Annotated in this window: 21 protein-coding genes, 1 pseudogene and 1 riboswitch; of the genes and pseudogenes, 14 read left to right on the top strand and 8 right to left on the bottom strand. The window is 53.2% G+C overall.

Going from position 1 to position 24,626, the window contains the following annotated elements:
* Nucleotides 1-208: 208 nt before the first annotated feature.
* Both IEV46_RS05620 and IEV46_RS05615 read left to right on the top strand, forming a co-directional pair.
* Nucleotides 209-1,147, top strand: a complete 939-nt coding sequence (locus tag IEV46_RS05620) for a hypothetical protein (RefSeq protein WP_188430787.1) — start codon at nucleotides 209-211, stop codon at nucleotides 1,145-1,147.
* Between the two features lie 170 nt (nucleotides 1,148-1,317).
* A complete protein-coding gene (locus IEV46_RS05615) occupies nucleotides 1,318-2,826 on the top strand; it encodes a family 10 glycosylhydrolase (protein WP_188430785.1) in 1,509 nt (502 codons plus the stop codon).
* 17 nt (nucleotides 2,827-2,843) lie between these two features.
* Here the strand turns inward: IEV46_RS05615 and IEV46_RS18590 are convergent, their stop codons facing one another.
* The gene (locus IEV46_RS18590) at nucleotides 2,844-3,137 is read right to left on the bottom strand and encodes an IS3 family transposase (protein WP_188430783.1); all 294 of its coding nucleotides are present in this window, start codon (nucleotides 3,135-3,137) and stop codon (nucleotides 2,844-2,846) included.
* A gap of 491 nt (nucleotides 3,138-3,628) precedes the next feature.
* On the opposite strand from IEV46_RS18590, the gene IEV46_RS05605 reads away from it, so the two are divergent.
* Both IEV46_RS05605 and IEV46_RS05600 read left to right on the top strand, forming a co-directional pair.
* A complete protein-coding gene (locus IEV46_RS05605) occupies nucleotides 3,629-4,936 on the top strand; it encodes an anti-phage deoxyguanosine triphosphatase (protein ID WP_188430781.1) in 1,308 nt (435 codons plus the stop codon).
* A gap of 53 nt (nucleotides 4,937-4,989) precedes the next feature.
* On the top strand, nucleotides 4,990-5,331 hold the full coding sequence (locus tag IEV46_RS05600) for a hypothetical protein (protein WP_188430780.1): 342 nt from the start codon (nucleotides 4,990-4,992) through the stop codon (nucleotides 5,329-5,331).
* A gap of 312 nt (nucleotides 5,332-5,643) precedes the next feature.
* On the opposite strand, the gene IEV46_RS05595 is transcribed toward IEV46_RS05600, so the two are convergent.
* Nucleotides 5,644-5,949 carry a hypothetical protein gene (locus tag IEV46_RS05595; RefSeq protein ID WP_188430778.1) on the bottom strand — a complete coding sequence of 102 codons (306 nt, stop codon included), beginning with the start codon at nucleotides 5,947-5,949 and terminating at the stop codon, nucleotides 5,644-5,646.
* A gap of 273 nt (nucleotides 5,950-6,222) precedes the next feature.
* On the opposite strand from IEV46_RS05595, the pseudogene IEV46_RS18585 reads away from it, so the two are divergent.
* A pseudogene (locus IEV46_RS18585) lies at nucleotides 6,223-6,789 on the top strand (GNAT family N-acetyltransferase).
* A 25-nt stretch (nucleotides 6,790-6,814) separates the two neighbouring features.
* Here IEV46_RS18585 and IEV46_RS05585 read toward each other — a convergent pair.
* Nucleotides 6,815-7,633 (bottom strand): YqhG family protein, encoded by an 819-nt coding sequence (locus IEV46_RS05585; protein ID WP_188430775.1) that lies wholly within the window; start codon nucleotides 7,631-7,633, stop codon nucleotides 6,815-6,817.
* Nucleotides 7,614-9,338 carry a DEAD/DEAH box helicase gene (locus IEV46_RS05580; RefSeq protein WP_188430773.1) on the bottom strand — a complete coding sequence of 575 codons (1,725 nt, stop codon included), beginning with the start codon at nucleotides 9,336-9,338 and terminating at the stop codon, nucleotides 7,614-7,616. Before IEV46_RS05580 ends, IEV46_RS05585 begins: the two co-directional genes overlap by 20 nt.
* Nucleotides 9,339-9,488: 150 nt before the next feature.
* Nucleotides 9,489-9,585: riboswitch (glycine riboswitch) on the top strand.
* A 157-nt stretch (nucleotides 9,586-9,742) separates the two neighbouring features.
* Between IEV46_RS05580 and gcvT the strand changes: the two genes are divergently transcribed.
* The 4 genes from gcvT (at nucleotide 9,743) to IEV46_RS05560 (ending at nucleotide 14,821) form a co-directional block, all read left to right on the top strand.
* Nucleotides 9,743-10,840 carry a glycine cleavage system aminomethyltransferase GcvT gene (gene gcvT / locus IEV46_RS05575; RefSeq protein ID WP_188430771.1) on the top strand — a complete coding sequence of 366 codons (1,098 nt, stop codon included), beginning with the start codon at nucleotides 9,743-9,745 and terminating at the stop codon, nucleotides 10,838-10,840.
* Between the two features lie 190 nt (nucleotides 10,841-11,030).
* A complete protein-coding gene (gcvPA, locus tag IEV46_RS05570) occupies nucleotides 11,031-12,377 on the top strand; it encodes an aminomethyl-transferring glycine dehydrogenase subunit GcvPA (RefSeq protein ID WP_188430769.1) in 1,347 nt (448 codons plus the stop codon).
* The gene (gcvPB, locus tag IEV46_RS05565) at nucleotides 12,374-13,834 is read left to right on the top strand and encodes an aminomethyl-transferring glycine dehydrogenase subunit GcvPB (RefSeq protein WP_188430767.1); all 1,461 of its coding nucleotides are present in this window, start codon (nucleotides 12,374-12,376) and stop codon (nucleotides 13,832-13,834) included. The genes gcvPA and gcvPB overlap by 4 nt, the downstream gene beginning before the upstream one ends.
* Nucleotides 13,835-14,005: 171 nt before the next feature.
* Nucleotides 14,006-14,821 carry an SPL family radical SAM protein gene (locus tag IEV46_RS05560; protein ID WP_188430765.1) on the top strand — a complete coding sequence of 272 codons (816 nt, stop codon included), beginning with the start codon at nucleotides 14,006-14,008 and terminating at the stop codon, nucleotides 14,819-14,821.
* 34 nt (nucleotides 14,822-14,855) lie between these two features.
* Here IEV46_RS05560 and IEV46_RS05555 read toward each other — a convergent pair whose 3' ends face one another.
* A complete protein-coding gene (locus tag IEV46_RS05555; RefSeq protein WP_188430763.1) occupies nucleotides 14,856-15,314 on the bottom strand; it encodes a ferritin-like domain-containing protein in 459 nt (152 codons plus the stop codon).
* Between the two features lie 274 nt (nucleotides 15,315-15,588).
* Here IEV46_RS05555 and IEV46_RS05550 point away from each other — a divergent pair, with 274 nt between their 5' ends.
* From IEV46_RS05550 to IEV46_RS05540, 3 genes are all read left to right on the top strand, one after another.
* The gene (locus IEV46_RS05550; RefSeq protein WP_188430761.1) at nucleotides 15,589-16,221 is read left to right on the top strand and encodes a TetR/AcrR family transcriptional regulator; all 633 of its coding nucleotides are present in this window, start codon (nucleotides 15,589-15,591) and stop codon (nucleotides 16,219-16,221) included.
* Nucleotides 16,222-16,482: 261 nt separating this feature from the next.
* Nucleotides 16,483-18,315, top strand: a complete 1,833-nt coding sequence (locus IEV46_RS05545; RefSeq protein WP_229735918.1) for an AMP-dependent synthetase/ligase — start codon at nucleotides 16,483-16,485, stop codon at nucleotides 18,313-18,315.
* 571 nt (nucleotides 18,316-18,886) lie between these two features.
* Nucleotides 18,887-19,039, top strand: a complete 153-nt coding sequence (locus IEV46_RS05540) for a hypothetical protein (protein WP_188430757.1) — start codon at nucleotides 18,887-18,889, stop codon at nucleotides 19,037-19,039.
* 594 nt (nucleotides 19,040-19,633) lie between these two features.
* On the opposite strand, the gene IEV46_RS05535 is transcribed toward IEV46_RS05540, so the two are convergent.
* The gene (locus IEV46_RS05535) at nucleotides 19,634-19,858 is read right to left on the bottom strand and encodes a hypothetical protein (RefSeq protein WP_188430754.1); all 225 of its coding nucleotides are present in this window, start codon (nucleotides 19,856-19,858) and stop codon (nucleotides 19,634-19,636) included.
* A 268-nt stretch (nucleotides 19,859-20,126) separates the two neighbouring features.
* Between IEV46_RS05535 and exaC the strand changes: the two genes are divergently transcribed.
* Nucleotides 20,127-21,659 carry an acetaldehyde dehydrogenase ExaC gene (exaC, locus tag IEV46_RS05530; RefSeq protein WP_188430752.1) on the top strand — a complete coding sequence of 511 codons (1,533 nt, stop codon included), beginning with the start codon at nucleotides 20,127-20,129 and terminating at the stop codon, nucleotides 21,657-21,659.
* A 4-nt stretch (nucleotides 21,660-21,663) separates the two neighbouring features.
* A complete protein-coding gene (locus tag IEV46_RS05525; protein ID WP_188430750.1) occupies nucleotides 21,664-22,056 on the top strand; it encodes a DUF779 domain-containing protein in 393 nt (130 codons plus the stop codon).
* Nucleotides 22,057-22,105: 49 nt separating this feature from the next.
* On the opposite strand, the gene IEV46_RS05520 is transcribed toward IEV46_RS05525, so the two are convergent.
* Both IEV46_RS05520 and IEV46_RS05515 read right to left on the bottom strand, forming a co-directional pair.
* Nucleotides 22,106-23,422 (bottom strand): D-arabinono-1,4-lactone oxidase, encoded by a 1,317-nt coding sequence (locus IEV46_RS05520; RefSeq protein ID WP_188430748.1) that lies wholly within the window; start codon nucleotides 23,420-23,422, stop codon nucleotides 22,106-22,108.
* The gene (locus IEV46_RS05515; RefSeq protein WP_188430746.1) at nucleotides 23,419-24,609 is read right to left on the bottom strand and encodes an amino acid deaminase/aldolase; all 1,191 of its coding nucleotides are present in this window, start codon (nucleotides 24,607-24,609) and stop codon (nucleotides 23,419-23,421) included. Before IEV46_RS05515 ends, IEV46_RS05520 begins: the two co-directional genes overlap by 4 nt.
* Nucleotides 24,610-24,626: the final 17 nt, after the last annotated feature.

Genomic DNA, 24,626 nt, shown 5'->3' with positions numbered 1-24,626 from the left:
TGTTGGTTCCGGTGTACAAACCGGAACTTTTTTCAGTTTAGAGGAGAGGAACTCCCCTGTGCAAGTGAGGAGAAATCCTATATGGGCCCGTTTTTAGAATTTGTGGAAAAAAGCCTTGTCATGGAGTCAGGGAGTGTGTATTATATAACAAAACGAATAATCGTTATACTGTTATACTACAATTAACCTGTGGGAGGAGCGGGGTAGGATGGAAAGCCGGGAGCTGGAACGTTATCGGGGAGTGTTTACCAAAGTGCCGGGAGACCCGTCCCGGTGGAGACGGTGGGAACGAATGGGGCATAGGTGGGTGCTGGATTATCTCCGACGACAGGGAGGTCTCCCGATTTCCCTCGTCTGTAGGGGAGGGGAGAAGGTGTTTCCCCGTTACTTTCAGCTGCTGGCGCCGGGGGGGAGGCTTACTTTCCGGGGTTCCCTGGAGGGAGTTCACTATACATTTTTGGGAAAACGAGGCAATCTCTCTCCCCGGCAAGCCTTTGAAAAAGCAGAGATGCGGCGGGGAGAAACCGTATTGATCTATTACGGCTCCGACTGGAATTCCAAGGTGGATCCCGTTGGTATGGAGGCGATTGAGTCAGCACTGGATCTGGGAGGGATCCCGGTAGTGGCCGTCGCCACGGAGGAACAAGGCCACTTTGTGAAAAAACGATGGGTCGGGCAACTGGCAGGTGTGTTCAGTCTAGAGGAGATGGCAGGGGAAGTGAAGTCTTTCGATTGGCCTTCGTCGATGCCCGTCCTGCCGGATCCGGCATCGCAGTTTCGGGAGTGTCGGGAGGCATTGGCCTTGTATCAGGAACGAACTGTTCATCCCTTCCGCAACTGGGCCCTCACCCGGCTTGGGCGGGAGGTTCTTCCGGAAACGGGATTTGACCTGGTGTTTGAACGGAGCGGACAGGATACCCTCGGGATCAGTATTCATCTGATCCGACCCGGCACAGGACGGGTGGTTTACGGGGAGGAGATGGCTGGTCGACGCTACAGCTTTTATGCACCGCAACTTTGGATGAATCAAAGACAGATCATTATGCCCTCGGCGATCATCATGGGGAAGGCGCCTGTTCCGGAGGGGGAACTTTCCACGGATGTGGAGCAGCTCGCCCGTCGTCTGGAACCGGTGGGTATCCGATAAAAAAAGCAACCGCCTGTTTGTTGACAGGTGGTTTTGAATTTTTGCATGATATTTTCCGTGAGGACAGATTTCTACAAACCTCGCAATACGAAGAAGATAGAATATAAGTGTTGAGTTGGATCCGTCTGGATGTGGGTCCGCTCCAGATACAGTTTTGGAGGAGGAGAAAAATGAAGCGATGGATCGCATGGCTGATGGTGACAGTTCTAGTGGTGTCATTGATGCCGGCGAGAGGTCCATCTCCGGTGGCGGCTGTGGAACCGAAGCGGGAATTCCGCGCTTTTTGGGTGGATGCATTTCACGATGGATTTAAAACTCCGGACCAAGTGGATCAATTGATGAAAGAGGTTCGCCGTTCCAAGGCCAATGCAGTGATTGTCCAGGTACGCCGCAGGGGAGATGCTTATTTCAACAAGTCTCTGGAACCCCGCACCGAAGATCCGGCTCTGAAAGAAGGCTTTGATGCGCTGGATTATCTTTTGGAAAAGGCCCACAGCGAAACGCCACGGATCGAGGTGCATGCCTGGTTGGCTACTTTGCCCATATGGAATTCAGTCACTCCGCCGAAATCCCCAGATCATGTGTTTAATCAGCACGGCCCCGGAGCAAAGGGAAAGGATTACTGGTTGATGGACAACTATGCCGGGGAGAACCGTTCCGGAGCCGATTATGTGCTGGATCCAGGTCATCCCGATGCCCTGGATTACACCGTTGAACAATATATCAACGTGGTGAAACAGTATCCTGTGGATGGAATCCATCTGGACCTGGTCCGGTATATGGGAGAGGAATGGGGATACAATCCGGCCAGCCTAAAGCGTTACCGGAAACAGACAGGAGCCGTGGGCAGGCCGGATCCCGGGGACGTGAAGTGGAAAGAATGGCGTCGGGAACAGGTGGATCATCTCATGCGTAAGGTTTATCTGAAATCGATCGCCATCCGTCCCGATGTGAAGGTATCGGCGGCGGTGATTGCCTGGGGAAAAGGTCCGCAGACCATGGAAGAGTATCGACAATCCGCCCCCTATAACCAGGTAATGCAAAATTGGGACGGTTGGCTTTCGGAGGGGATCCTGGATCTTGCCCTGCCCATGAATTATGACCGGGAACATGTGGAGGAACAGAAGGCGTGGTACGATCTATGGATCAATTGGGAAAAAGATCACCAGTATAACCGACAGATCGCCGCCGGACCGGGTATCTACCTCAATTCCATTTCCGGCAGTCTGGCCCAGATCGCCCGGGCCCAGGCTCCTTCTGCGGCGGGTCATCGCCTCGCCGGGGTCAGTCTTTACAGTTATGCCGAAACCAACAAAGACGGGGATTCCCGTGAGGAATTCCTGACTGCGCTCAGAAAACCCACCTCCCATGGGGATCCGGTGTTCACAGAACCCGCCCTCCCTCCGGAAATGCCCTGGAAAACCCGCCCTGCAAAGGGCACACTGATGGGACAAGTCCTCGACAGACATAAAAAACCACTGGATGGGCTTACTCTCCAACTCCGTCGTGGAAGGCGGGTCCATACACTCCGAACTGACGGCAACGGTTTCTTCGGCAAAACAGAGCTCCTTCCGGGTCTCTACACTCTCAAGCCTGACCCGTCTTCCGGTTCCAGTCGCACCCAAGCAGTCCGGATCGCTGCGGGAAAGGTGGTGGAGGTGAAGGTGCAAATGAAGTGAAGGGTTTCATCCCCCGCTTAAGGATCGATGATCAGGAGGACTGATGTTCGCGAAAAGAAAAGGTTTCCTATCTGGTCTTGATCCGTAAAGTAGACAGTGAAAAAAGAACAATTTATGCGGAGACTTTTTCCTGATATTCTACAGGGGAAAGGTTCTTTGTTGTAAAAGTTGGTAATGTATTCCTCTACAACTTGGCAGGCTTCTTCGAAAGTCTTTGAGTGTGTGAGATGAAGTTTCCCCGTTTTCAGATGGGAGAAGAAGGATTCGATGCAAGCAACTTCTCCAGCGCGAGTGGCTCCAAACGGTGGCATGGATCAGGAGGTATACTGAAAACCTTGATCCGAGTGTACCGGATCTCCAAGTGCTCACAAATGGAAAGGTAGGACAAGCCTTCCTCCAGATGAAGGTGAATCCCTTCCACCTCAGTTCCAATGTAAAGAAAATCCCTCCCGGCAGTTGAGTGCTTTGTGCTTTTGTCCATCTTACCAGATGGACTTTTTTCGTTGTCTATCGTATGGGGATAATACCATTCCATGGTGTCGGGGAGTGTTCTTTGTTCCACGGAGTGCAGCTTGGCCCTTTTTCTCACTCCCCGGTTCGTGATCCAATGGGTTTCCCGCTCGGAAGGGATCGTTTCATGAAGGTGTTTCTCTTTAATTATCTCTTTCCGGAAAGGGAGGAAAGGCAGGCGGTTCTCTGTGCTCATAATACGGGTCCAGCTGGAGAAAATCCAAAAGAGGAAACTGTCAAATTCGGGTGGAAATCCTATTCATGAATGAAAGGTTCGGGAGGTAAATCCACCATGTGGTTCACAGTAGGGGAAAACAGATTCTATCGGAGAGAGGACAGGGAACGTCGGATTCCACACGGCCCCCGCTCCGAACGGGACTTGCGTGATCCCTTTGAACGGGATCACGGACGGATTGTCCACAGCGCCGCCTTCCGGCGGTTGCAGTCGAAAAAGCAGGTGATCGGGACTGATCGGGGGGATTTCCACCGAACACGGTTGACCCATTCGATGGAGGTGGCCCAGATTGCACGGGGTATCGCACTTTCCCTCAACCGCCGCTCCCCCCTGCTTTCGGAAGGGGGAAAGATAGATATCTCGCTGGTGGAGGCCGCTGCCCTGGCCCACGATCTGGGTCATCCTCCCTTCGGACATGAAGGGGAGCGGGCCCTTCACAGATGCATGTCCGGGGAGGGGGGATTTGAAGGGAATGCCCAAACCTTTCGGATACTGACCCGATTGGAAGGAAAGAAAGGCGAAGGCTTGAACCTGACCCGCGCCTTGCTGCTCTCTGTCATGAAATATCCCATTCTTCTGGGGAAAGCATTACAGGATCCGGACCATCCTCAAGCGGCAAATTTTCCCCCGAAAGCGAGTGTCTACACAGATGACCGGGAAGTATTTCACTGGGTGTTGGATCCCTTTACAGTGGAGGAAATCCGATTCTTCACGGAAACGGAGCCTGAAGTCTCTCCCTTCCTTCGGACTTCTCGCAAGTCTTTGGAGTGTTCTCTGATCGATTTGGCTGACGATATCGCTTATGCCACCCATGATTTGGAAGACGCTATAAATTTTCGATTGGTGGAGGTGGAGGAACTGTTGGGGATTTTGGAGGAGGCGGCTGCATCTCCAACAATTGAGGAACTGAGGCAGGCCTTGGCTCTGACCCGGAAGCTTCATCCCCGGCAAAGGGATTTCAAATACAAGCTGAAGCAGGTGGTGGCCAATCTGATCTCCGCCTTTGTCAACTGTACAGATTTGGTGAAACAAGGGGATTCGACTTATTCCCCCCGCTTTCGTTATCGGGTGGTTCTGCCTGAAGGGTTGAAACAACTGAATCGAGCCCTGAAGAAAACTGTGAGGAACCGGGTGATCGATTCCCCCGATGTCCAAGCTCTGGCATTCAAGGGGGAACGCATCGTTCGTTTGCTGTTTGAGGCGATGATGGCTGAGGAAAAACTGCTTCCGGAAAACGATCGCAGAAGCTTGGAGCAAGCACCGGAACAACGGGCGAGGATTGTCTGTGATTACATTGCCGGAATGACCGATCCCTTTGCCGAGCGCATGTACCATCGGTTGTATGGATCCGGCCGGGACCTCTGATCATACTTCCTCCTCTCATTATGCAAACTATAAAATCCAAGGGAGGAATGAAAATGAGCACGATCCGGACAAAAACGGCCGTACTGGTTTTGATGTGGATAATGACAGTAAGTCTGTTCCCGGTGGATGCCCGGGGGGAGCCGCAAAGGATGGAATTGACCGGAACCATGCATTTTCTTCATATCCAGGGAGGATGCTGGGTGTTGGAAGCAGATCGGGGAAGGCGCTATGAACTGGTGGGTGACAGAGCGTCCCTCCTCCCCTTGCGGCAGGAGGGACTGCGGGTGACCGTGGAGGTGGAGGCGGACCCGGATCTGGTGGGGCGATGCATGGTCGGCAGAATGGTGCGTCTGATCCGGGTGATCCACACAGAATCTCATTTGTCGACCAGTTAAAAAAAGAAAAACTGAGGAATCAGGTGATGGAAAGATGGAGTATCTTATCTGGATTTCCATCAGATGGGATTGGGGAGGATATCATTTCGGACTTGGATCAAGTTCTCTGGCGATGCCGGAAATCGGCCGTTTGCTGAACATTCTCCTCAAAGAGTAAAGGTAAAGCGCCCCCGACAAAATATCGCTGTCGGGGGCGTTTGATGATGAGCAGATCACTTTTTCTCCGGGTGTTCTGCAGAGGAAACAGTCGGCAACCGGTCCCATCCGGATCCTTGACCTGAGAAAGGATGGATTCAATCAAAATCGGACGGTTCAATAATAGGAAGGTTTGGTTTGGGGACGGGCGGGGTATTCCGGCTTTTTCTCTTCGGTGGGACCAAATTCCGTAACCAGCGGCTGACGTTCGATTTCAAGAATATCCTGCCATTCATCCCGTTCCGTTGTTTCGGGTTTCAGGTTGAGCCGGTCAATTTCGACCGTATGTATTTCCTTACGGATATGAATGGAATTCAGTTCGAAATATTTTTCCAACACCCGGCGAAGGTCCTGTTGAAACTCCTCTTTGTCCTTGCCCTCATATTCCCGGGCAATATCAATTTGGATATCCAGTTTCCGCATGTGGGTGGCTCCTTCCTGATATACTCTCCTTAACGGTGATATCCACCTTCATACTAAGACAAAACCCCGGGCAGTGACAAGCCGCGGACAGGTTGAACCCACCTTCAGTCTGCTTCAGCATCCACGCTGAATTGATTTGGTTCCAGGCCGTCCGTTTTGGGTGGCCTTATTTTTTAATTTTTTGATTGTGGAAGGAGCACGGCTTGTGATAGATTGACAACGAACAGGGTTCCCCCGTGGGCAGCCACAATGGAGTTGAAAGGATGAGGATCGTTGGAGATGGTGAGCGGCCGGATCGCACTTCGCTTTCTCGAGGAATCGGATGCGGAGGCGCTTCTCCACCTGCATCTTCGAAACCGTTCATTTTTTGAGCGCTACTCGGTCACACGGGATGATTCTTTTTACACCCTCGATTCACGGAAGGAAGCGATCCGGCAACAGCAGATGTTGCGGGAATAGGATGTTTCGTATTCCTTTGGAATATTTCTGAGGGAAACAGGTGAACTGATCGGAGATATCGCCCTTACCGAGATTCAGCGCGCCAACTTGCAGAGTTGCTGGCTCGGTTACCTATTGGACGAACAACACAACGGAAAAGGATATATGACGGAAGCGGTCCGGTGGGTCGTTGGTTACGCTTTTGACGAATTGACTTTGCACCGGATCGAAGCCGGTGTAATGCCGAAGAATCCAGCTTCCATGCGGGTCTTGGAAAAAGTGGGTTTTCGGAAGGAAGGTCTGGCCCGGAAAAACGTGAATATCAATGGTCAATGGGAGGATCACTGGACCTTTGCCATTCTGAGCGGGGAGCACCGAAAACAAATAAGTCCGGCAGGCTGAAAGCTTGCCGGACTATCGAGGAAGTTTAACTCTCCGGCGGGGAATCCAAATAGAACAGTCCCGCATTGATCACTTCGACTTCAACCCGGGGGTGATACTGCCAGACGGTTTCCCGGATTCGCTGTTTCTTCTCGTCATGGAGAGAATCACTCATTCGCCATTCCTCCGGGTAATAAGCATGGAGCTGCTCCAGTTCTTGCTCCATTCGCTTCATGGCTTCCCGGGCCCAGGAAAGGTCTTGCTTTTCAATATACCCTTGCAGGTTGTATTCCAGTTCACCCACAGCCTCTGCCAGAGGGAGGAGTGGAGGGAGAATGTGGCGCCGGGCAGGCAGTCGTGGGGACCAGTTGCGGGATTGAATCCGGCGATAAAAATGCTTTAAGACTTCCCCGGTCCGCAAATGGATTCCCATATGAAGGATCTCATCTTTTTTCATATCACAGATATAGGATATGTGGTAGTTGACGCCCAGCCAGGGGTCGTAGGGGTTGGAACCGGTCCGACTGCGTATCGGACGGGGGGTGTCTTCATACAAGCGGACAAATCGTCCGTTTTTTTGTGCGGAGGCGAGCATCTGGTTGAAGCGGGGGGAACCATAGCTTAACAACTCCGCCCCGACTCCCTTTGGAGTATCGGTTCCGTCAAAGACCCAGGTGAGGGTGGTCGTTTGCGGCGTGAGCCCCATCTTCTCCACATACATCCAGTAGAAGGGGCGGTGAACCAAATCCTGATCGGCTTCGACGGAGAGTTCCGTCTGGATCCAATTGGGGGCACGTTCCAGGATGCGGCAGTCGAAGGCGGTCAGATATCTTTCAGCAAAGGACTCAACTTGAGTGGGTTCCATCCAAGATTACCTCCCTTCGGTCTTTTTTGCCTGTGGTCTCTTGCCGGGCATTTTCGAATGTGTCTCCCAGAGCGGAGAGCCGCTGTCGAATCTCCCGGTCATCCTCGGATTCCAGCAGGATCTTCATCACATTCTGCTCCATCTCTTCTCCGGATCCCCATTTTGTCAAGATGGTTTCCATGTCTCCGATCACCATGCGAAACATATCGATCTTTTCGTGGAGGAGCCACAAAATATGCTCTTCAATGGTGTCCCGGGTGGAAAAATTATAGATAGTGACATCTTTCTCCTGCCCCAGTCGGTGGACTCTGCCGATCCGTTGCTCCACCCGCATCGGGTTCCAGGGGAGGTCGTAGTTGATGATATGATTGCAAAATTGAAGATTGATCCCCTCACCGCCGGCTTCCGTGGCCACCATCACCCGGGCTCGGGTGCGGAAGAGTTCCATCATCCAATCCTTTTTATTGCGGGCAAAGCCGCCTCGATAAGGAACAGCGATGATCCCTTCGGCGGAGAGGGAGCGAAGGATCAGATCCTGGGTGGCCCGGTATTCAGTGAAGATGATCATTTTCTCCCCGGTGGAGCGAACCAAATCCACTGCCCGTTCCACTTTGGATTGTCGTTTCACGCCACGGAGCAGTTCCACTAGTCGGTGGACATGGGGCGGAAGTTCCGCATCTGAGCCCACCCCTTTTTTCAGGAGTTTGAACAGGGTGAGGAACGCGGCGTCCCGGCTGCTGCATACTTCCCTTTGCAGGGTGATCAGAGAGAGAAGGCTTTTGATGTGACCGTCGTGCTCCCGGTATTGCTCCCTCACAAAACGGGTGATTTCTTCGTACAGTTCCCGCTCGGCGGGGGAAAGGGTGATGGAGATGGTCTGCACATTTCGTCTGGTGAAAGCGATATGGCCGTCGCTCCGTTTGTTCCGGATCATCAGCCGTTGCACTTCTTCCCGCAGCTTCTCTTCGTTTTTCGGTTTCCGCTTGGCGGCCACATAATGAGTGCTGAACGCATGCTGTTGGCCGAGATGACCCGGCTTCAACAGGGTGACCAGATTATACAGTTCATACAGGTCATTTTGGACCGGTGTCGCGGTGAGAAGGAGTGCGTACTTCTTGCGGATCTCATTGACGAATTGCCAGTTTTTTGTACGTCGGTTTTTCAATTTGTGAGCTTCGTCGATGATCAGCATATCATAGTGGCGTCCCAACACCTTGGAGCGGTGAGGTTCCCGTTTGGCGGTATCGATGGAGGCGACCAGGATATCATATTTGTCCCACATCCACTTTTTTTTCTGGGCGACGGCGGGGATCTGGAACTTCTGATTCAATTCCCGGGTCCATTGCAGAACCAGGGAGGAAGGGACCAGGATCAAGGCGTTTTTCACCAGGTCCCGAACCAGGTACTCCTTTAAAATCAAGCCGGCCTCTATCGTTTTCCCCAGACCGACTTCATCAGCCAGAATGGCACGTCCGCGCATTTCTCCCAGAACACGGCGGGCGGTTTCCACCTGGTGGGGAAGGGGAGTGACCCCCTGCAGGATCCTCAGGCTACGCAGGGTGTCAAAATCGGGGATCTGTTGGGATTCCGCCGCTTCCAAGGCCAGCTGGAACCGTTCCCAGGTGGACCAACCGCTGTCTGTTTCGGCCCTTTCCAAAAAGTCGTTCAACCACCGACGGTCCATCCGAATCGGAACTGATTCCATCGATCCACACCTCCGTGTCATAAAACCCGATTCTTTCTTCCAAACTAGTATGAGAGGAAAGGGCTTCTCTTATGTAAAAACGGCGAAGGTCTCGAAATGGGGCTCCGGATGTGGCACAATGGGAAGGGAATGAACCTGTTTCCGGAGCGGTTGAAGGCGGGAGGAGAGACCATCTTCCGGTGGCGCCGAAGGAGCAAACCGGGTTTTCGCCGGTGAATCTCTCAGGCAAAAGGAGGCCCGCCGGACGTTCCCTGGAAAGTGCCGTTCGCGGCCACCCAAGGGGCAAAACCCGACGTGTCGGGCCGAACTCTCAGGTAACCGGACAGGGGAAAACGGATCGGGGAATTCATGTTGAAAAATCGATTTTCACCGTATTTTGCGGGAACAATGGAGGTGGGAAACAAGTGACGAAACTGAAACGGACATCAGTATACCCCTTGTACAAGGACGAGGCCAAACTGGTTCCCTTCGCCGGGTGGGAGATGCCGGTACAATTTTCGGGTATCAAGGCTGAGCATGAAGCGGTCCGTACCCGGGCCGGTCTTTTTGATGTCTCTCACATGGGAGAGGTGGAGGTGGTGGGGGCTGATGCCCTGGATCTCCTGCAGAAACTGATGACCAACGATGTCTCCAAGCTGGCGGACGGACGGGTACAATACACGGCTATGTGCTATCCCGACGGGGGAACTGTGGACGATCTCCTGATCTACCGGAAAGGGGAAGGGAGATACTTTTTGGTGTTGAATGCCGCCAATATCGACAAGGATGTGGAGTGGATCGAAAAACACATCCAAGGGGATGTGTCGGTCAAGAACATTTCCGATGAGACCGGGCTGCTTGCATTGCAGGGGCCGTTGGCGGAACAAGTGCTTCAGGGATTGACACAGACGGATCTGTCGCAAATCAAACCCTTCGGTTTTCAGGATGAGGTTTCTCTTGGAGAGGTGAAGGGGTTGGTTTCCCGCACGGGTTACACCGGCGAGGATGGCTTTGAGATCTATCTTCCGGCACAGGATGCGCCGTTACTTTGGAAGCAGATCCTGGAAGAAGGGAAGGAAAAAGGAGTGATTCCTTGCGGTCTTGGTGCCAGGGATACCCTTCGCTTTGAAGCCCGGCTCCCACTCTACGGCAATGAACTCTCTGCCAGTATCACGCCCATTGAGGCGGGGATCGGATTTGCAGTGAAACCGGAAAAAGGGGAATTTATAGGACGCGAAGTTTTGGCAAAGCAAAAGGAAGAAGGATCCTCCCGAAAACTGGTCGGACTGGAGATGATCGGTAGAGGAATCCCCCGTTCTCATTATCCGGTATATGTTGGAGATGCAGAGGTGGGCGAAGTCACCTCCGGCACTCAATCCCCCACGCTGAAAAAGAATGTCGGTTTGGCGCTGATCCAGGCAGAACACGCGGAGTTGGGCCGGGAAGTGGATGTGGAGATCCGCGGGAAAAGAATCCCGGCAAAAATCATTAAAACCCCCTTTTATCAACGTCCGAAACAGTGACAGCCGGACCGACGTATACACTGGGAGTATTGTGACTTACTACGTTTGAAGGCGGTCGGGATTGGGTTTCACATGTCGTTTTCGTTGTTCTGACGATCCAAAATCACTCCATGCGAAACCCAACCCTCCCTCTGAACGGCTTTTTTCACAATGCTTCTGGGTCGGAACAATGCCAGAGGAGGAATCTGGAGTGAACTTTCGATATTTGCCCATGACGGAGGCGGATCGCCGGGAGATGTTCGAAACTCTCGGGATCGACTCCGTTGAAGACCTCTTCCAAGATATCCCCGGGAACATCCGGTTCCAGGGGCGTCTCAACATACCGGAGCCCATGGCGGAACCGGTTTTGACCCGACATATGAAGCGGCTGGCGGAGAAAAACGCTTCCTTCGATCAGTACGCTTCGTTCCTGGGGGCAGGGGCTTATGAGCATTACATCCCCAGTGTGGTCAATCATGTGATTTCCCGTTCGGAATTTTACACCGCCTACACCCCTTACCAACCGGAGATCAGTCAGGGAGAATTGCAGGCGATTTTTGAATTTCAGTCGATGATCTGCGAGTTGACCGGAATGGATGTGGCCAACTCTTCCATGTATGACGGTCCAACCGCTCTCGCAGAGGCGGCCGGGGTGGCCTCCTCTGTCTCCGGAAAATCGAAGGTGCTCATCTCCCGGGCGGTTCATCCGGAAGCCCGGGCCATTCTGACCACTCAGGCCAAGGGCCTCGGCCTGGAAGTGAAGGAGATTCCTTGCCATGACGGGGTGACCGATCTGGAGGAGTTGGAAGCGGCCTCCGATGTGGACACGGCGGCGGTGATTCTCCAGTCCCCCAACTTTTTCGGCAATCTGGAGGATCTGTCCCGGGTGGAACCGATCGCCCACCGGCATAAAGGGCTGCTGATCGTCAGTACCCACCCCATTTCCCTCGGTCTCCTGAAACCTCCCGGGGAATTCGGAGCGGATATTGTGGTGGGGGATACCCAACCGATGGGGATTCCCGTGCAATTCGGCGGCCCTCACTGTGGATTTTTCGCTGTAACCAAAAAACTGATGCGGAAGGTGCCTGGCCGGATCGTCGGTCAGACGACAGATGAGGAGGGGGTGCGCGGGTTTGTGCTGACATTGCAGGCCCGGGAGCAGCACATCCGCCGGGAAAAAGCCACTTCCAACATTTGCTCCAATCAGGCACTGAACGCTTTGGCCTCTGCGGTCTGGATGACCGCACTCGGCAAGGTGGGTTTACAGGAACTGGCCAAGCTCAACCTGGATAAGGCCCACTATGCCAGGGAACGGTTGAGCCGGATCGACCGAGTGGAGCCGCTCTTTGACCAGCCCTTTTTCAACGAGTTCGCCCTGCGGCTCAACCGGCCGGTGGCTGAGGTGAACCGGGTGCTCTTCAAGGAAGGGATCATCGGCGGTTACGATCTGGGCCGCGACTATCCGGAGTGGGCGGGATCGATGCTGATCGCGGTGACTGATATGCGCACCAAAGAGGAGATCGACGAGCTGGCCCGCGTATTGGAGGGATTGTCATGAGCGAGGAGAAAGCATTGATCTTTGAGATGAGCAAACCGGGCCGGACGGCCTACAGCCTCCCCCCATCCGATGTTCCTTCCCCGGAGGCATCGGAGCGGATTCCCGAAGGCATGCTCCGGGAAACTCCGGCGGAACTGCCGGAGGTCTCCGAGCTGGATCTGATCCGCCACTATACGGAGCTGTCCCGTCGCAACCACGGGGTCGACAACGGATTTTACCCCCTGGGTTCCTGCACGATGAAGTACAACCCCAAGCTCAATGAAGATGTGGTCCGCTATGCCGGATTTGCTCAAATCCACCCTTATCAGCCGGAAGAGACGGTTCAGGGAGCCCTGCAATTGATGTATGAATTGCAGGAGGATTTGGCAAAGATCACTGGAATGGACCGGGTCACCCTGCAACCTGCAGCCGGTGCCCAGGGGGAATGGACCGGGCTGATGATGATCAAGGCGTATCATGAAAGCCGGGGGGAGAACCGTCGGAACAAGGTGATCGTTCCCGACTCCGCTCACGGGACCAACCCGGCCAGTGCTGCCGTGTCCGGGTTTGAGGCAGTGACCGTGCCATCGAATGAGCAGGGGTTGGTCAGCGTGGAGGAGCTGAAGAAGGTGGTGGGGGAGGATACCGCTGCCCTGATGTTGACCAATCCCAACACCCTGGGACTGTTTGAAAAGGAAATCAAGGAGATTGCCGAGATCGTCCATGAAGCCGGCGGTCTGCTTTATTACGATGGTGCCAATGCCAACGCCATTCTGGGGAAAGCCCGCCCCGGCGATATGGGTTTTGATGTGGTCCACCTAAACTTGCACAAAACCTTCACCACACCCCATGGCGGAGGTGGTCCCGGATCGGGTCCCGTCGGCGTGAAGGAAGTGCTGGTTCCCTTCCTGCCGACTCCGGTGGTGGAAAAAGGGGGACAGGGTTACTTCTTCAGTTATGAGTTCCCCCATTCCATCGGACGGGTAAAAGGTTTCCATGGAAATTTCGGCATGCTGGTGCGGGCTTACACTTACATTCGAACCATGGGACCCGACGGACTCAGGCAGGTGTCCGAAGATGCCGTCCTGAATGCCAACTACCTGATGAAGCGGCTGGAAACCCACTTCGATGTTCCCTTCAAACAGGCGTGCAAGCATGAGTTCGTCCTGTCGGGAAACCGGCAGAAGAGTCAAGGGGTCCGTACCCTGGACATGGCCAAGCGCTTGCTGGATTTTGGAATCCATCCACCGACGGTCTATTTCCCCTTGATCGTCGAGGAGTGTATGATGATCGAACCGACGGAAACCGAAAGCAAGGAGACGCTGGATCATTTTATCGATGTGATGATCCAAATTGCCAAGGAAGCGGAAGAGAATCCAGAAGTGATTTTGGAAGCTCCTCACCACACTCCGGTGAAGCGATTGGACGAGGTGACCGCCGCCCGCAAGCCGGTGTTGCGGTGGCAAAAAGAAGATTGATCAACCAATCCCCTGTCTGGCTATGGCAGGGGTTTTTTGGTGATATCTCTGTGACTTCTGTCTGAGTACGATACAATTTAAGTATAGGATTAAGAAGGATGATACAGATATTGGATTGGCAGGAGTTTACCGCAATTCCAACCTGAATGGTTGATCTTTGGAGGATTTCCTGTGAAAAGTAAGTTGATCTATAAATACCCGAAGACGCTTCTCAATAAGGGAACCGGCTTTTTGGCCGGTTACAGTCATACTCTCAACCCGTATGCAGGCTGTTCATTCGGGTGTTCCTACTGTTATGTACGGCAAATGCCGGTCTCCTTCCGCGGGGAAGAATGGGGAACCTGGGTGGATATCAAAAAAGGGGCGGCTGAGTTACTGCGCAAAGAGCTTACAAAGGCCAAATCAAAAGGCAAAGTGACGATTTTCATGTCATCCAGCACCGATCCCTATCAGCCGATCGAATATCGGGAAGAGATCACAAGGTCCTTGCTGGAAGTGATGGTGGAAGTTCCGCCTGATTTCTTATTTGTGCAGACCCGAAGTCCATTGGTGCAGAGAGACATCGATCTGTTCCTCCGCTTCAAGGATCGCGTCCGGATCAGCATGACCATAGAGACGGACCGGGAAGAGATTCGCAAGCATTTTACGCCGGGTGCTCCGCCGATCACTGGCCGGTTGAAGGCGCTGCAACTTTTGGCGGAGGCCGGAGTACCGACCCAAGCCGCGATCGCCCCGGTTTTGCCCAGCAGTGAGGAGTTTCCGGCCACATTGGCGGAAGTGGTCGATCGTGTCTGTGTGGACGATTATTTTATGGGTGATGGCAGCGGGGGCAAACGAACCCGAAACTTGGGAATTGATTCGCTGTATGAAAGGTTGGGATTGGAAGAATGGTACAATCCTGCCGCTTGGCGGATCGTCTATGACCGGTTGAAAGGGGTTTTCTCCGATGATCAAGTTTATGTGAGCCAAGAGGGGTTTGCCCCATAATAGAGAAGAAACTCCGCGGTGGATCTGCGGAGTTTCAGTTGCTTTTCAGACAGCATTGTTTGGTCCAGAAGAATAAAAACCAGACAGCATGCCTTTGTTCGTCCTGAGCCGCCCGCATGTATGCCTGCTTGATGTGGGGAGTGACAGCCCGATCGGCGATATGGAGATAAAAATCAACCGTTTCCTGTTCGTCTTTCAGTGCAAACTCCAGGGCTTCCCGGTAGTTTTTCGGACAGGGTTCCGGAGTGATTCCAGGGGGTTTTTGTCCGGTAAGGCTGGTATAGATGTTGACGAAGGTGTGGTAATGACGAATCTCTTCCTGTCGGATGCCCAGAATTTTTTCTTTCTGTTGCACTGGAGCCATCTCGGCGATCTGGGCGTAGCAGGTGATCGCCTGGTACTGCCCGTTGATCGATCTGACAATATCTTGCAACAGAATGAGGTCCGGGTTTTTGCTGGGTGTGATCACGGGATAAGAATAGGGAAGACGCATTTGTTACCCTCCTCTGAACTGGCTTCTGCTTTATTGTATGGACACATGTGCCGGAGGGTGTGCCCAATGATCCCGGGATTTTTTCCGCTGGGAGAAATGATCAGGTCGGATGTGGATTTCGACTTTCGGGATGTGACAGAGTTCACTGGAGGTGCAAAAGCATCTCTCATTTGCGTTTTTCTCCGCAGTATTTTTGGACTATTCCGTATTGACCCACTGTTTCCTTTGCAGTAAAATACGTGTACGTACTGGTATCGGAATGGGAGTGTGGAGTGTGAAACCTTTGTTGCTCACCAGAGAGTTGCCGGACTATCCCAGAGAAAAGATCCTTTACTCCGCGATGCACCTGTTTGTATCCAAAGGGTATAAAGAGACGTCCATTCTGGATGTAGTGGAGATGGCCAGAATCTCCAAAACCACTTTTTATAATTTCTTCCGAAGCAAGGATGAATTGTTGGCCGATCTGTTTGACCAATTGGCGGATGAATTTCTCCGGGAAGTGGAAAAGGCGATCCATGCTGAAAGGAAAGTGGCTTACAAGGGATATGCCGGGATCCGTCGGTATATGGAATTGTGCAATGACCATCAGGAGATTGCCCAGGTATTGTTAATCACCTCCGTGGGAATCAGTCCGGAGGTGGAAGGAGTTCGTAGGAAGGCACATCATCGTTTTGCCCGGATGATCCATGACACGGTCCGGTCCATTCTGCCTGAAGGCATTTCCGATTCGGAGATGGGGTTGGTCTCTCAGGCCATGGTGGGGGCGATTAACGAAGTGGTCATCCAGCGTCTGATGAACGAAAAGGAAGAAGTCGAAGTGGAATCGGTGGCTCGCTTGCTCAACCGAATCGCCGTAGGTTCCTTCACTGCTCTGGCTTTGGATCGAAACCGGCCTTTGCCCAGATGACTCCGGGGGCTTCCTTACTCTCCACCGGTAAGACCGGCTCAGAGAACACGTCGGGTGATTCTTGTGGATCCAAATCGTCCTGCGCCAAAAAGGAAAAAGGAAAAGGGTCATCCACGTAAATATGAATATCCCCCGTTTTTTGAAAGATGGATTCCGGTCAGCGAGATAACAAATGACTCGTTCAAGTGGATCGTCACAGCGACGGGGAAAGTTAAAGGTGGAGTGAAATCATATGAATCCATAGGGAATGGAGGCAAAATGATGAAGCCCAAGAACCTGTTGGAGATGGTATGGCAATCAGTGGAGCGTGAACCCGACAGAGAGGCGCTGATGTACAAGGAAGAAGGGGCTTACCGGTCGATCACATACCGGGAGATGTGGGAGCAGGTGAGAGAGACTGCGGCAGGGCTTGCCCATCTCGGGGTGGGGCCGGGGGATAAAGTGGCGATCCTCTCCAACAATAACCAGATGTGGCCGGTTACAGACCTGGCGGTGGCCAGTCTGGCAGCGGTCAGTGTCCCGATCTACCCGACGCTGACCGCTGATCAGACCGGATATATTCTGAAAAATGCGGATTGCCGGACAGCTGTGGTGGAAGCGGATGATCAGCTCCACAAAATTCGGTCCACAGACGCAGGGCTGTCTCATCATATCGTGATGAAAACCGCCCCCGGTTTTTCAGAAGGGGAAGGGGTACTCTCCTTTGACTCCCTTCGAAAAGCGGGGCGAGAGCATCCCCGAAGGGACTGGGAGGAAGGGTGGAGGAAGATCGAAGGGGATCAGCTCTTCACCATTATCCACACCTCGGGTACCACTGGTCCCCCCAAGGGGGCGATGCTGACCCATCGCAATTTGCTGGCCAATACGGAAGGCGTGCAATTCTGGATTGTGGAGTTGGTACCCGGGGATGTATGTCTGTCCTATCTCCCTCTCTCCCATGTGTTTGAGCGGATGGCGGGACAGTTCGTCCCCTTGCGGGAGGGGGCGACAATTGCATACGCGGAAAGCATTGACACCATCGAGGAGAATCTGCTCGAAGTGCGACCCACGGTGATGACCACCGTCCCCCGACTGTTGGAGAAGATCTATGCCAAAGTACAGGAACAGATGGCGTCGGCATCGCCGTTCAGGCGGAAAATTTTCAACTGGGCGGTGAATGTGGGTCGCAGGCGTTATGAAGGTTTTGTCGATGCCCGGATGGATTTGTTGATCAAGGGAGAGGCGATCCCCTCAGACCTCAGACGACAATTCGCATTGGCGGATCGGCTGGTCTTCCGGAAGATCAAGGAACGGGTCGGTGGGCGGCTGCGGGGCTTGGTCTCCGGGGCGGCTCCCCTCAATCCGGAAATCGCCCGCTTTTTCTGGTCGATCGACATCCCGGTGCTGGAAGGTTACGGTTTGACGGAAGCTTCCCCCGTCATTGCCGCCAATCCGATGGTACGTTCCAAAATTGGCACGGTGGGAAAACCGCTGCCCAATCTGGAAGTGAAAATCGGTTCCGATGGGGAAATCCTGGCACGTGGTCCAAGCATCATGCTAGGGTATTACAAAAATGAAGAAGCCACCCGGGAAGCGCTCCGGGATGGATGGTTGCACACCGGTGATTTGGGAGAATGGGATCGAGACGGTTTCCTGCGGGTGGTCGATCGGAAAAAGAATTTGATCGTGTTGTCCACTGGGAAAAATGTGGCTCCCCAGCCGGTGGAAAACCACATCACCAACAGCCCGTATATTGCTCAGGCGACTCTGATCGGAAATGGACGCAAGTATGTGATCGCCTTGGTGGTTCCTGACTATGAGAACCTGCTTCCCTGGGCCCGGAAGCGAAGCCTTCCGGAACAAGATCCTGAAAATCTGGCGGAACATCCCGAAGTGAAACGATTCCTGAATGAAGAGGTGGAGAAACATACAAAGGGGTTTGCCGCGTATGAAAGACCCAAGAAAACCGTGGTCTGCGGCAAGGAGTGGTCCGTCGACGGCGGCGAGTTGACACCCACCTTGAAAGTGAAGGTGAATGTGGTGGAAGAGAAATATAAGAATCTGATTGATATGGCTTATGACCAACCGGCTCCCAAAATGGAAACAACTTCGTGATAGGTTCCACTTCTTCTCCCTGCAGATGTTTGAGTATTCACTCATATATGGTTGCCGGCTTTCCAGTCTCATCGTTGTCCTCTTCAATACATCGTTCCTGGCTTGGTCTGTTGACACCGCAGTGGAAGAGAAGGGACTTGTCAAGGCTTGCGGGATATGATATTGGCAAGGCGGTAGGGCCTTCCAGGTGGCTTTCTTTGGTGAAAGCTCCAGAATGAAGTATCCGTGGCTGGCACTGTTGAATAGTTTGATCCAGATATTTTCGGTCAGAATCCGTTTGGTAATGGGCTGTGATTTCCTGAAGATAGATTGTTTGGAAGTTTGGCTGAGCTGGATCCGGGAGCTCAGGATGCGGTGACGGAAAAGCTGAAGGAGCTGATGGACAAAAACGAGGGCAAGATCGTATCACGGTGGAACGGGTGCTAAAATAAAAAACCAAGTCGGGCAGGGTTGATTCCCTCCCGGCTTCGTTCTTTGTATACGGCCATTGACTAGAGGTTAAAATCCGATACATATTTCTCTTCCTAAAGTAGGTAATATGATTGTAAACTAATAAAGGAGTGTACCTTCCATGGAACAGCCACCGATTGCAATTGACGAATGTCATGATGAGTGTAAAGAATTTGACGGGGAGTTTTATTTAGGTAAATCCGGATTTCAAACCAATACTCTTGATCCTTCGTCAAGAACCAAGAATGGTCAAAAAAGCAGGAAATGGTATTAACTTCCATACGAAACCAGACTGGAAATGGCCTTAATGTTGGATGACCACCAATGTACACTGAAAGTTGCTTTGCATCAGTACAACAAACAAACACCATTGGATGACAGAGGGAGCCGAGTCGTTTATCAGTTTGCACCATTTGCTTGATGAGCATCGGGATAAAACAGAATCGGAAATGGGACAACTTCAAGGTGAAAAATCCGGTTAGGGTTTCCCCTACCCGGATTTTTTGTTCCCATTGTCAGGGCTGTTGATTAACCGGGAGTGGATAGGGAGTCGTATGTTGCCATAATCAACACGCCTGTCCCATTGTATATCATCGTATAAAGTGTATTTAATAGTGGCAAGAGATAAGGAATGAGGGACGCCCTACCGTGGGCCTGTGACCGGTTGCAAAGTACCACCTTCACAATCGGTTTTCATATACTCAAATCAAGGGGTCAACGCTACTTCTTCGATGGCGACCATGCCAGTCCGGGAAGCGAGCAACGGCCATAAGTGCGACGAGCAACGCCGTGAGAGCTTCCATTCGATGCGCCTCCACCCTCGGTTGCCGTAAACTCGGCCTGGGAGGTGAGGCTTTTCGTTCTCTCTTTATGGTAATAGTTTAAAATCCTTCTTATCCACGAACCGAAGAAGATGATAATATCCGTTGGTATAATCTTGGCAACTGATATAGGCAAACCGGAGAGAGGAGGGAGCGAGGGCCCGGAAGCGGCCGGTCTGGGGGTGTCCCGTTTTGGCGATGAAACGGTAAAAATAGGTTTGGCCTGGTGCCAGCAATCCAGCTTGCATCACAGCAAAAACCGTTGTTATCACCGGGGATTGTCCTCCGGGGGAATGTTCCCTGATCCGGGTACATATCTTTATCTCGGGACGGGAAGTAGGTGATGATCCATGAAACTGACAGGGACACGCAATATTCAAAAGGAGCGTGGGAATTTTGATCCCAGACCCCAACGGAAATAAAGTTGGCCAAATATTTGGAATAAGGGAGGGTTCAGCGATTCCCTGTCGAAGGCTTCTAAGGGACATCCATTCAAAAGTCCCGTTGTTTCCAAATCGAACAGAGGAGGAATGAACGGCGATGAGTGTGACGTTGTCCGGCTACAAAAAGCCCAATACCGAGGGAAGCCCGGTTCAGTTCAAACCCCGTTATGAAAATTTCATCGGGGGGGAATGGGTGCCTCCGGTGGGAGGTGAATATTTTGATAACCCATCCCCGGTGGATGGAAAGGTTTTCACCCGGGTGCCCCGCTCCCGGAAAGAAGATATTGATTTGGCTCTCCGCAAAGCCCATCAGGCCAAGGAGAAGTGGGGGAATACACCGGCTGCCAAACGGAGTAAAATTCTCCTGAAAATCGCCGACCGCATCGACCGAAACCGAGAGATGCTGGCTCTCTCCGAAACCTGGGACAATGGAAAACCGATCCGGGAGACGTTGGCGGCTGACATCCCGTTGGCTGCCGACCATTTCCGCTATTTCGCCGGTGTGATCCGGGGGGAGGAGGGCAGCGTATCGGAGATCGACGCGCAGACGGTGGCCATGCACATCAAAGAGCCTGTCGGTGTGGTGGGGCAGATCATCCCCTGGAATTTTCCTTTGCTGATGGCCGCTTGGAAATTGGCTCCCGCTCTTGCGGCAGGAAACTGTGTCGTTTTGAAACCGGCGGAACAGACCCCCGCCACGATCCTCCTCTTCGTCGAATTGGTGGCGGATCTGCTGCCGCCGGGAGTTCTCAATGTGGTGAACGGATTTGGTCCGGAGGCGGGGCAGCCTCTTGCCACCCATCCGGATGTGGGTAAGATTGCTTTTACCGGAGAGACGACGACAGGTCGCCTGATCATGCAATTTGCGTCGGAAAACATCAAGCCGGTCACCTTGGAGCTGGGCGGGAAATCACCCAATATCTTCACCGAAAGTGTGATGGCCAAGGATGACTCCTTCCTGGAAAAAGCGGTGGAGGGGTTTACTATGTTCGCTCTCAACCAGGGAGAAGTCTGTACCTGTCCTTCCCGCGCCCTGATTCAGGAATCCATCTATGATGAATTCATGGAGCGGGCACTGCGACGGGTGGAGAAGATCCGGCTGGGTGATCCCTTGGATCCGCAAACCATGATGGGAGCCCAGGCCTCCCGGGATCAATTTGAAAAGATTATGAGTTATCTGGATATCGGGAAGAAGGAAGGGGCAAAAGTTCTGATCGGCGGGGAGGCTTATCAAAACGAGTGGTATCCCGACGGTTTTTATGTGAAGCCGACCGTTTTTGAAGGAAACAACCAAATGCGCATCTTCCAGGAAGAGATCTTTGGACCGGTGGTTTCCGTCACCAAATTCAAGGATGAGGAAGAGTTGCTCCAGATCGCCAACGATACTCTGTACGGACTAGGTTCGGGACTCTGGACGAGGGATGTCCATCAGGCCTATCAGATTGCCCGCAAGATCGAGGCGGGGCGGGTCTGGATCAATTGTTATCACCAGTATCCGGCCCATGCGGCCTTTGGGGGATATAAACAGTCGGGGATCGGCCGGGAGAATCATAAGATGATGCTGGAGCATTACCAGCAGACGAAGAATCTCCTGATTTCCTATGATCAAAATCCGACCGGGTTATTCTGATCCGATGAAGGAGGGAAAGGTGGTGGAGCGAGTCCCCCGGGTTCTCGTCACTGAGGCGGCGAAACAAGTGATCGACCGACTTCGGGAAGAGCACGGGGACCTGATGTTTCACCAGAGCGGAGGTTGTTGCGACGGATCGGCGCCGATGTGCTTCCGAAAAGGGGATTTTCGGACGGGGATGAGCGATGTATGTTTAGGACAGATCCATGGGTGTGACTTTTATATGTCCCGTTCTCAGTTTGAATATTGGAAACACACCCAACTGACTGTGGATGTCACAGAAGGGCGTGGAGCTTCCTTCTCTTTGGAGATTCCACTGGGCCTCCGCTTTCTGATCCGATCCCGGCCATACACCGAGGAAGAGCAGAATCATCTGGTGCCGGTGGAAGAAGGGTGAATGGATAAAAAACGGGCTGATGATCGGCCCGTTTTTTTTGGCGTGGGGCTCATAAACCGAAGATGCGTCGCAGATGGGGGTTGAGGAAGAGTCCATCGGGATCCAGTTTGCGGCGGATTCGTTGGAAGTCTTGCCAGCGGGGATAAAGCTTGCAGAGCTCATCGGCCCCCAGGTGGTGCATCTTTCCCCAATGGGGTCGGCCGTCGTGGCGGAGGAAGATTTGTTCCATCGCCTGGAAGTATTCTTTATAAGGCATCCCTTTATACATATGGACGGCGACGAAGGCGGAGTCCCGGCCGAAGGCGGGACTGAGCCAGATGTCATCCCCTTTGACGAATCGAATCTCGATGGGGAAGTGAACCGGGAACCGACGTTTCTCCATCGTTTGTTTCATCTCCTCGATCACCGTTGGGAGGGATTCTGCGGGAATGCTGTATTCCATTTCGTTAAACCGAACATGACGGGGAGTGGCAAAAAGGGATTGGCTGTCGCCGGTCTCTTCAAATTGGGGAACCCCCCAGGCGGCGATCCGGCTGACTGTCCGGCTGACACGGGGAATGATCCGGGCTCCCTCCGACAGGAACCAAAAAACGCCGTTTTCAAGAACCAACTTGTTAAAGGAACTCCACCATCCTTTACGGGTGGGAGGGGCATCGGTCTTGTTCATAAACTTGGCCTGTACCGAATCCGTATAGGGAAACCAGAAAAATTCAAAGTGCCGATGATTTGATTTATACTCCTCCAGCCGATTCACCACTTCGTCCAGTGGAAGGCGCTTGCTCCGAAAATGAAGGCGATATAGGGGTTCCACCCGCAGCCGAACCCGGGTGATGATGCCCAGGCTTCCGATGGATGCTCGGGCCGCCTGGTACAAGTCTGGATCTTGTTTTGCGGAGCATTCCCGGATCTGACCGTCGGCAGTGATCAGGGTGAGGGCTTCGGCCTGCTCGGAGAGGCTTCCCAATCTCATACCGGTGCCGTGGGTACCGGTGCTGACGGCACCGGCGATGGACTGGGCATCGATATCCCCCAGGTTTTCCGGTGACCAGCCTTGTTGGAGGAGAGATGCACCCAGGGCTTTCAGCTTGGTGCCGCCCAGGACGGACACCTGTTGTTCTTCAGGGTCGACGGGTTGGACTCCCTGCATCCGATCCAGAGAGACGAGAGTGGAGTCCGTTTCAACCAACGGAGTGAAAGAATGACCGGAGCCGATGACCCGGATCGAGGTGCCTCTTTCTCGGGCCCGACGGACGAGGGAGATCATCTCCTCTTCCGTGGCGGGGAGGGCGATTTCTCGGGGGGTGAAGCGAACAGACCCGGACCAGTTGGTCCAAATTTTTGGTCTGGTTTTCACATTGGGTTTCATAGAAAGCAGGCCCCCATTCCTCGGTATGTCAGATAGCGATCAATGGGTTCTCCATCGGAGATGACCCACAATTCATTGAAATGCTCACACAATTCCCCCGCCTTGGCATGGCGGAAAAAGACCGGGTCTCCCAGGGAAAGCTCGCCCTCCCTCAATCGAAGAGGAGTTTGCACTTCACCGGCTCCCTCAAGAGAGGTTAAACGTGCTCCCGCCGGGAGATAAGGTCGGGGAAGTCGATCTGCCCCCGCCGCACCCGAGGCGATGTAGCCGCCTCCGGCGCAAGTGTAGATCCCCGGGCGGGGGTGACGGGTGACTTCTAGGGCGAAACCCGCCGCCGGTTGATAGCAAAAGGAGCGGTAGTGATCAAAGAGAGCCGGGGAGTAAAACCCGGATCCGACAGTCACTTCAGTTACCACATCCTCCCGGGCGGTTTCAGCCAGGCTCCCTGTTCCACCGCCATTGATGAAGCGGGGGGACAGTCCCAGTTCTTCCAGGGCGGCGGTCCATTCTTTACGAATGCGGGCCGTCCGTGAGATGGAATGCTTTTTCAACAGACGGATCAGCCCGTTTTTGATGAATTGGCCGGGAACACGATCACCCACACCGGCCACTTGGGCCTCATAACCCATAATCCCATCCAGTCGGAGGTGTTTTGCATCATGGATTCTTTTCGCTGTCTCCAGAAATGAATCCCGGGTGGACAAAGGAGAACGGTGAACACCAAAATGAAGGCCCGGTAAGGAGACGGAGACATCCAGGTCCAGGCAGACGGGGAGGCAAACCCCCTGTTCTCGACCCACCTGCTCCAGCCGGTCCACATGCGGGGGAGAATCCACCATCAGGGTGATGCACTTTCCCGCATTTACTCGGGCGGCGACGGAGCGTAAGTGCTCTTTTTCCCAGGCCGGGTAGGCGATGAGCAGATCGTCAAATCCTTGTTCTGCCAAAAACAAGGCTTCCAAGGGGGAGTAACACATCACTCCCCGGAAAGGTTCCCCAGACTCCAGGATCAGTCGAAGCACAGGCACACTGCGGATCGATTTGCTGGCGATCCGCACATTCTTCCCTCGGCTCCGATCCTGAATGTCCTTGATATTTTCCCGTAACAGATCGAGGTCGAGAAAGGCAAAAGGTTTGGGAACGCCGGCAAAAATCTTTTTGTAACGGGCATAACGACTCTCAATCAAATTCTGATCACCTCTTT

The sequence above is a fragment of the Kroppenstedtia guangzhouensis genome (genome assembly GCF_014637345.1).
In the GTDB taxonomy this organism is placed as follows: Bacteria; Bacillota; Bacilli; order Thermoactinomycetales; family DSM-45169; genus Kroppenstedtia; species Kroppenstedtia guangzhouensis.
Note: the sequence above shows the minus strand (reverse complement) of the source record. Positions and strands in the feature narration are given on the sequence as shown.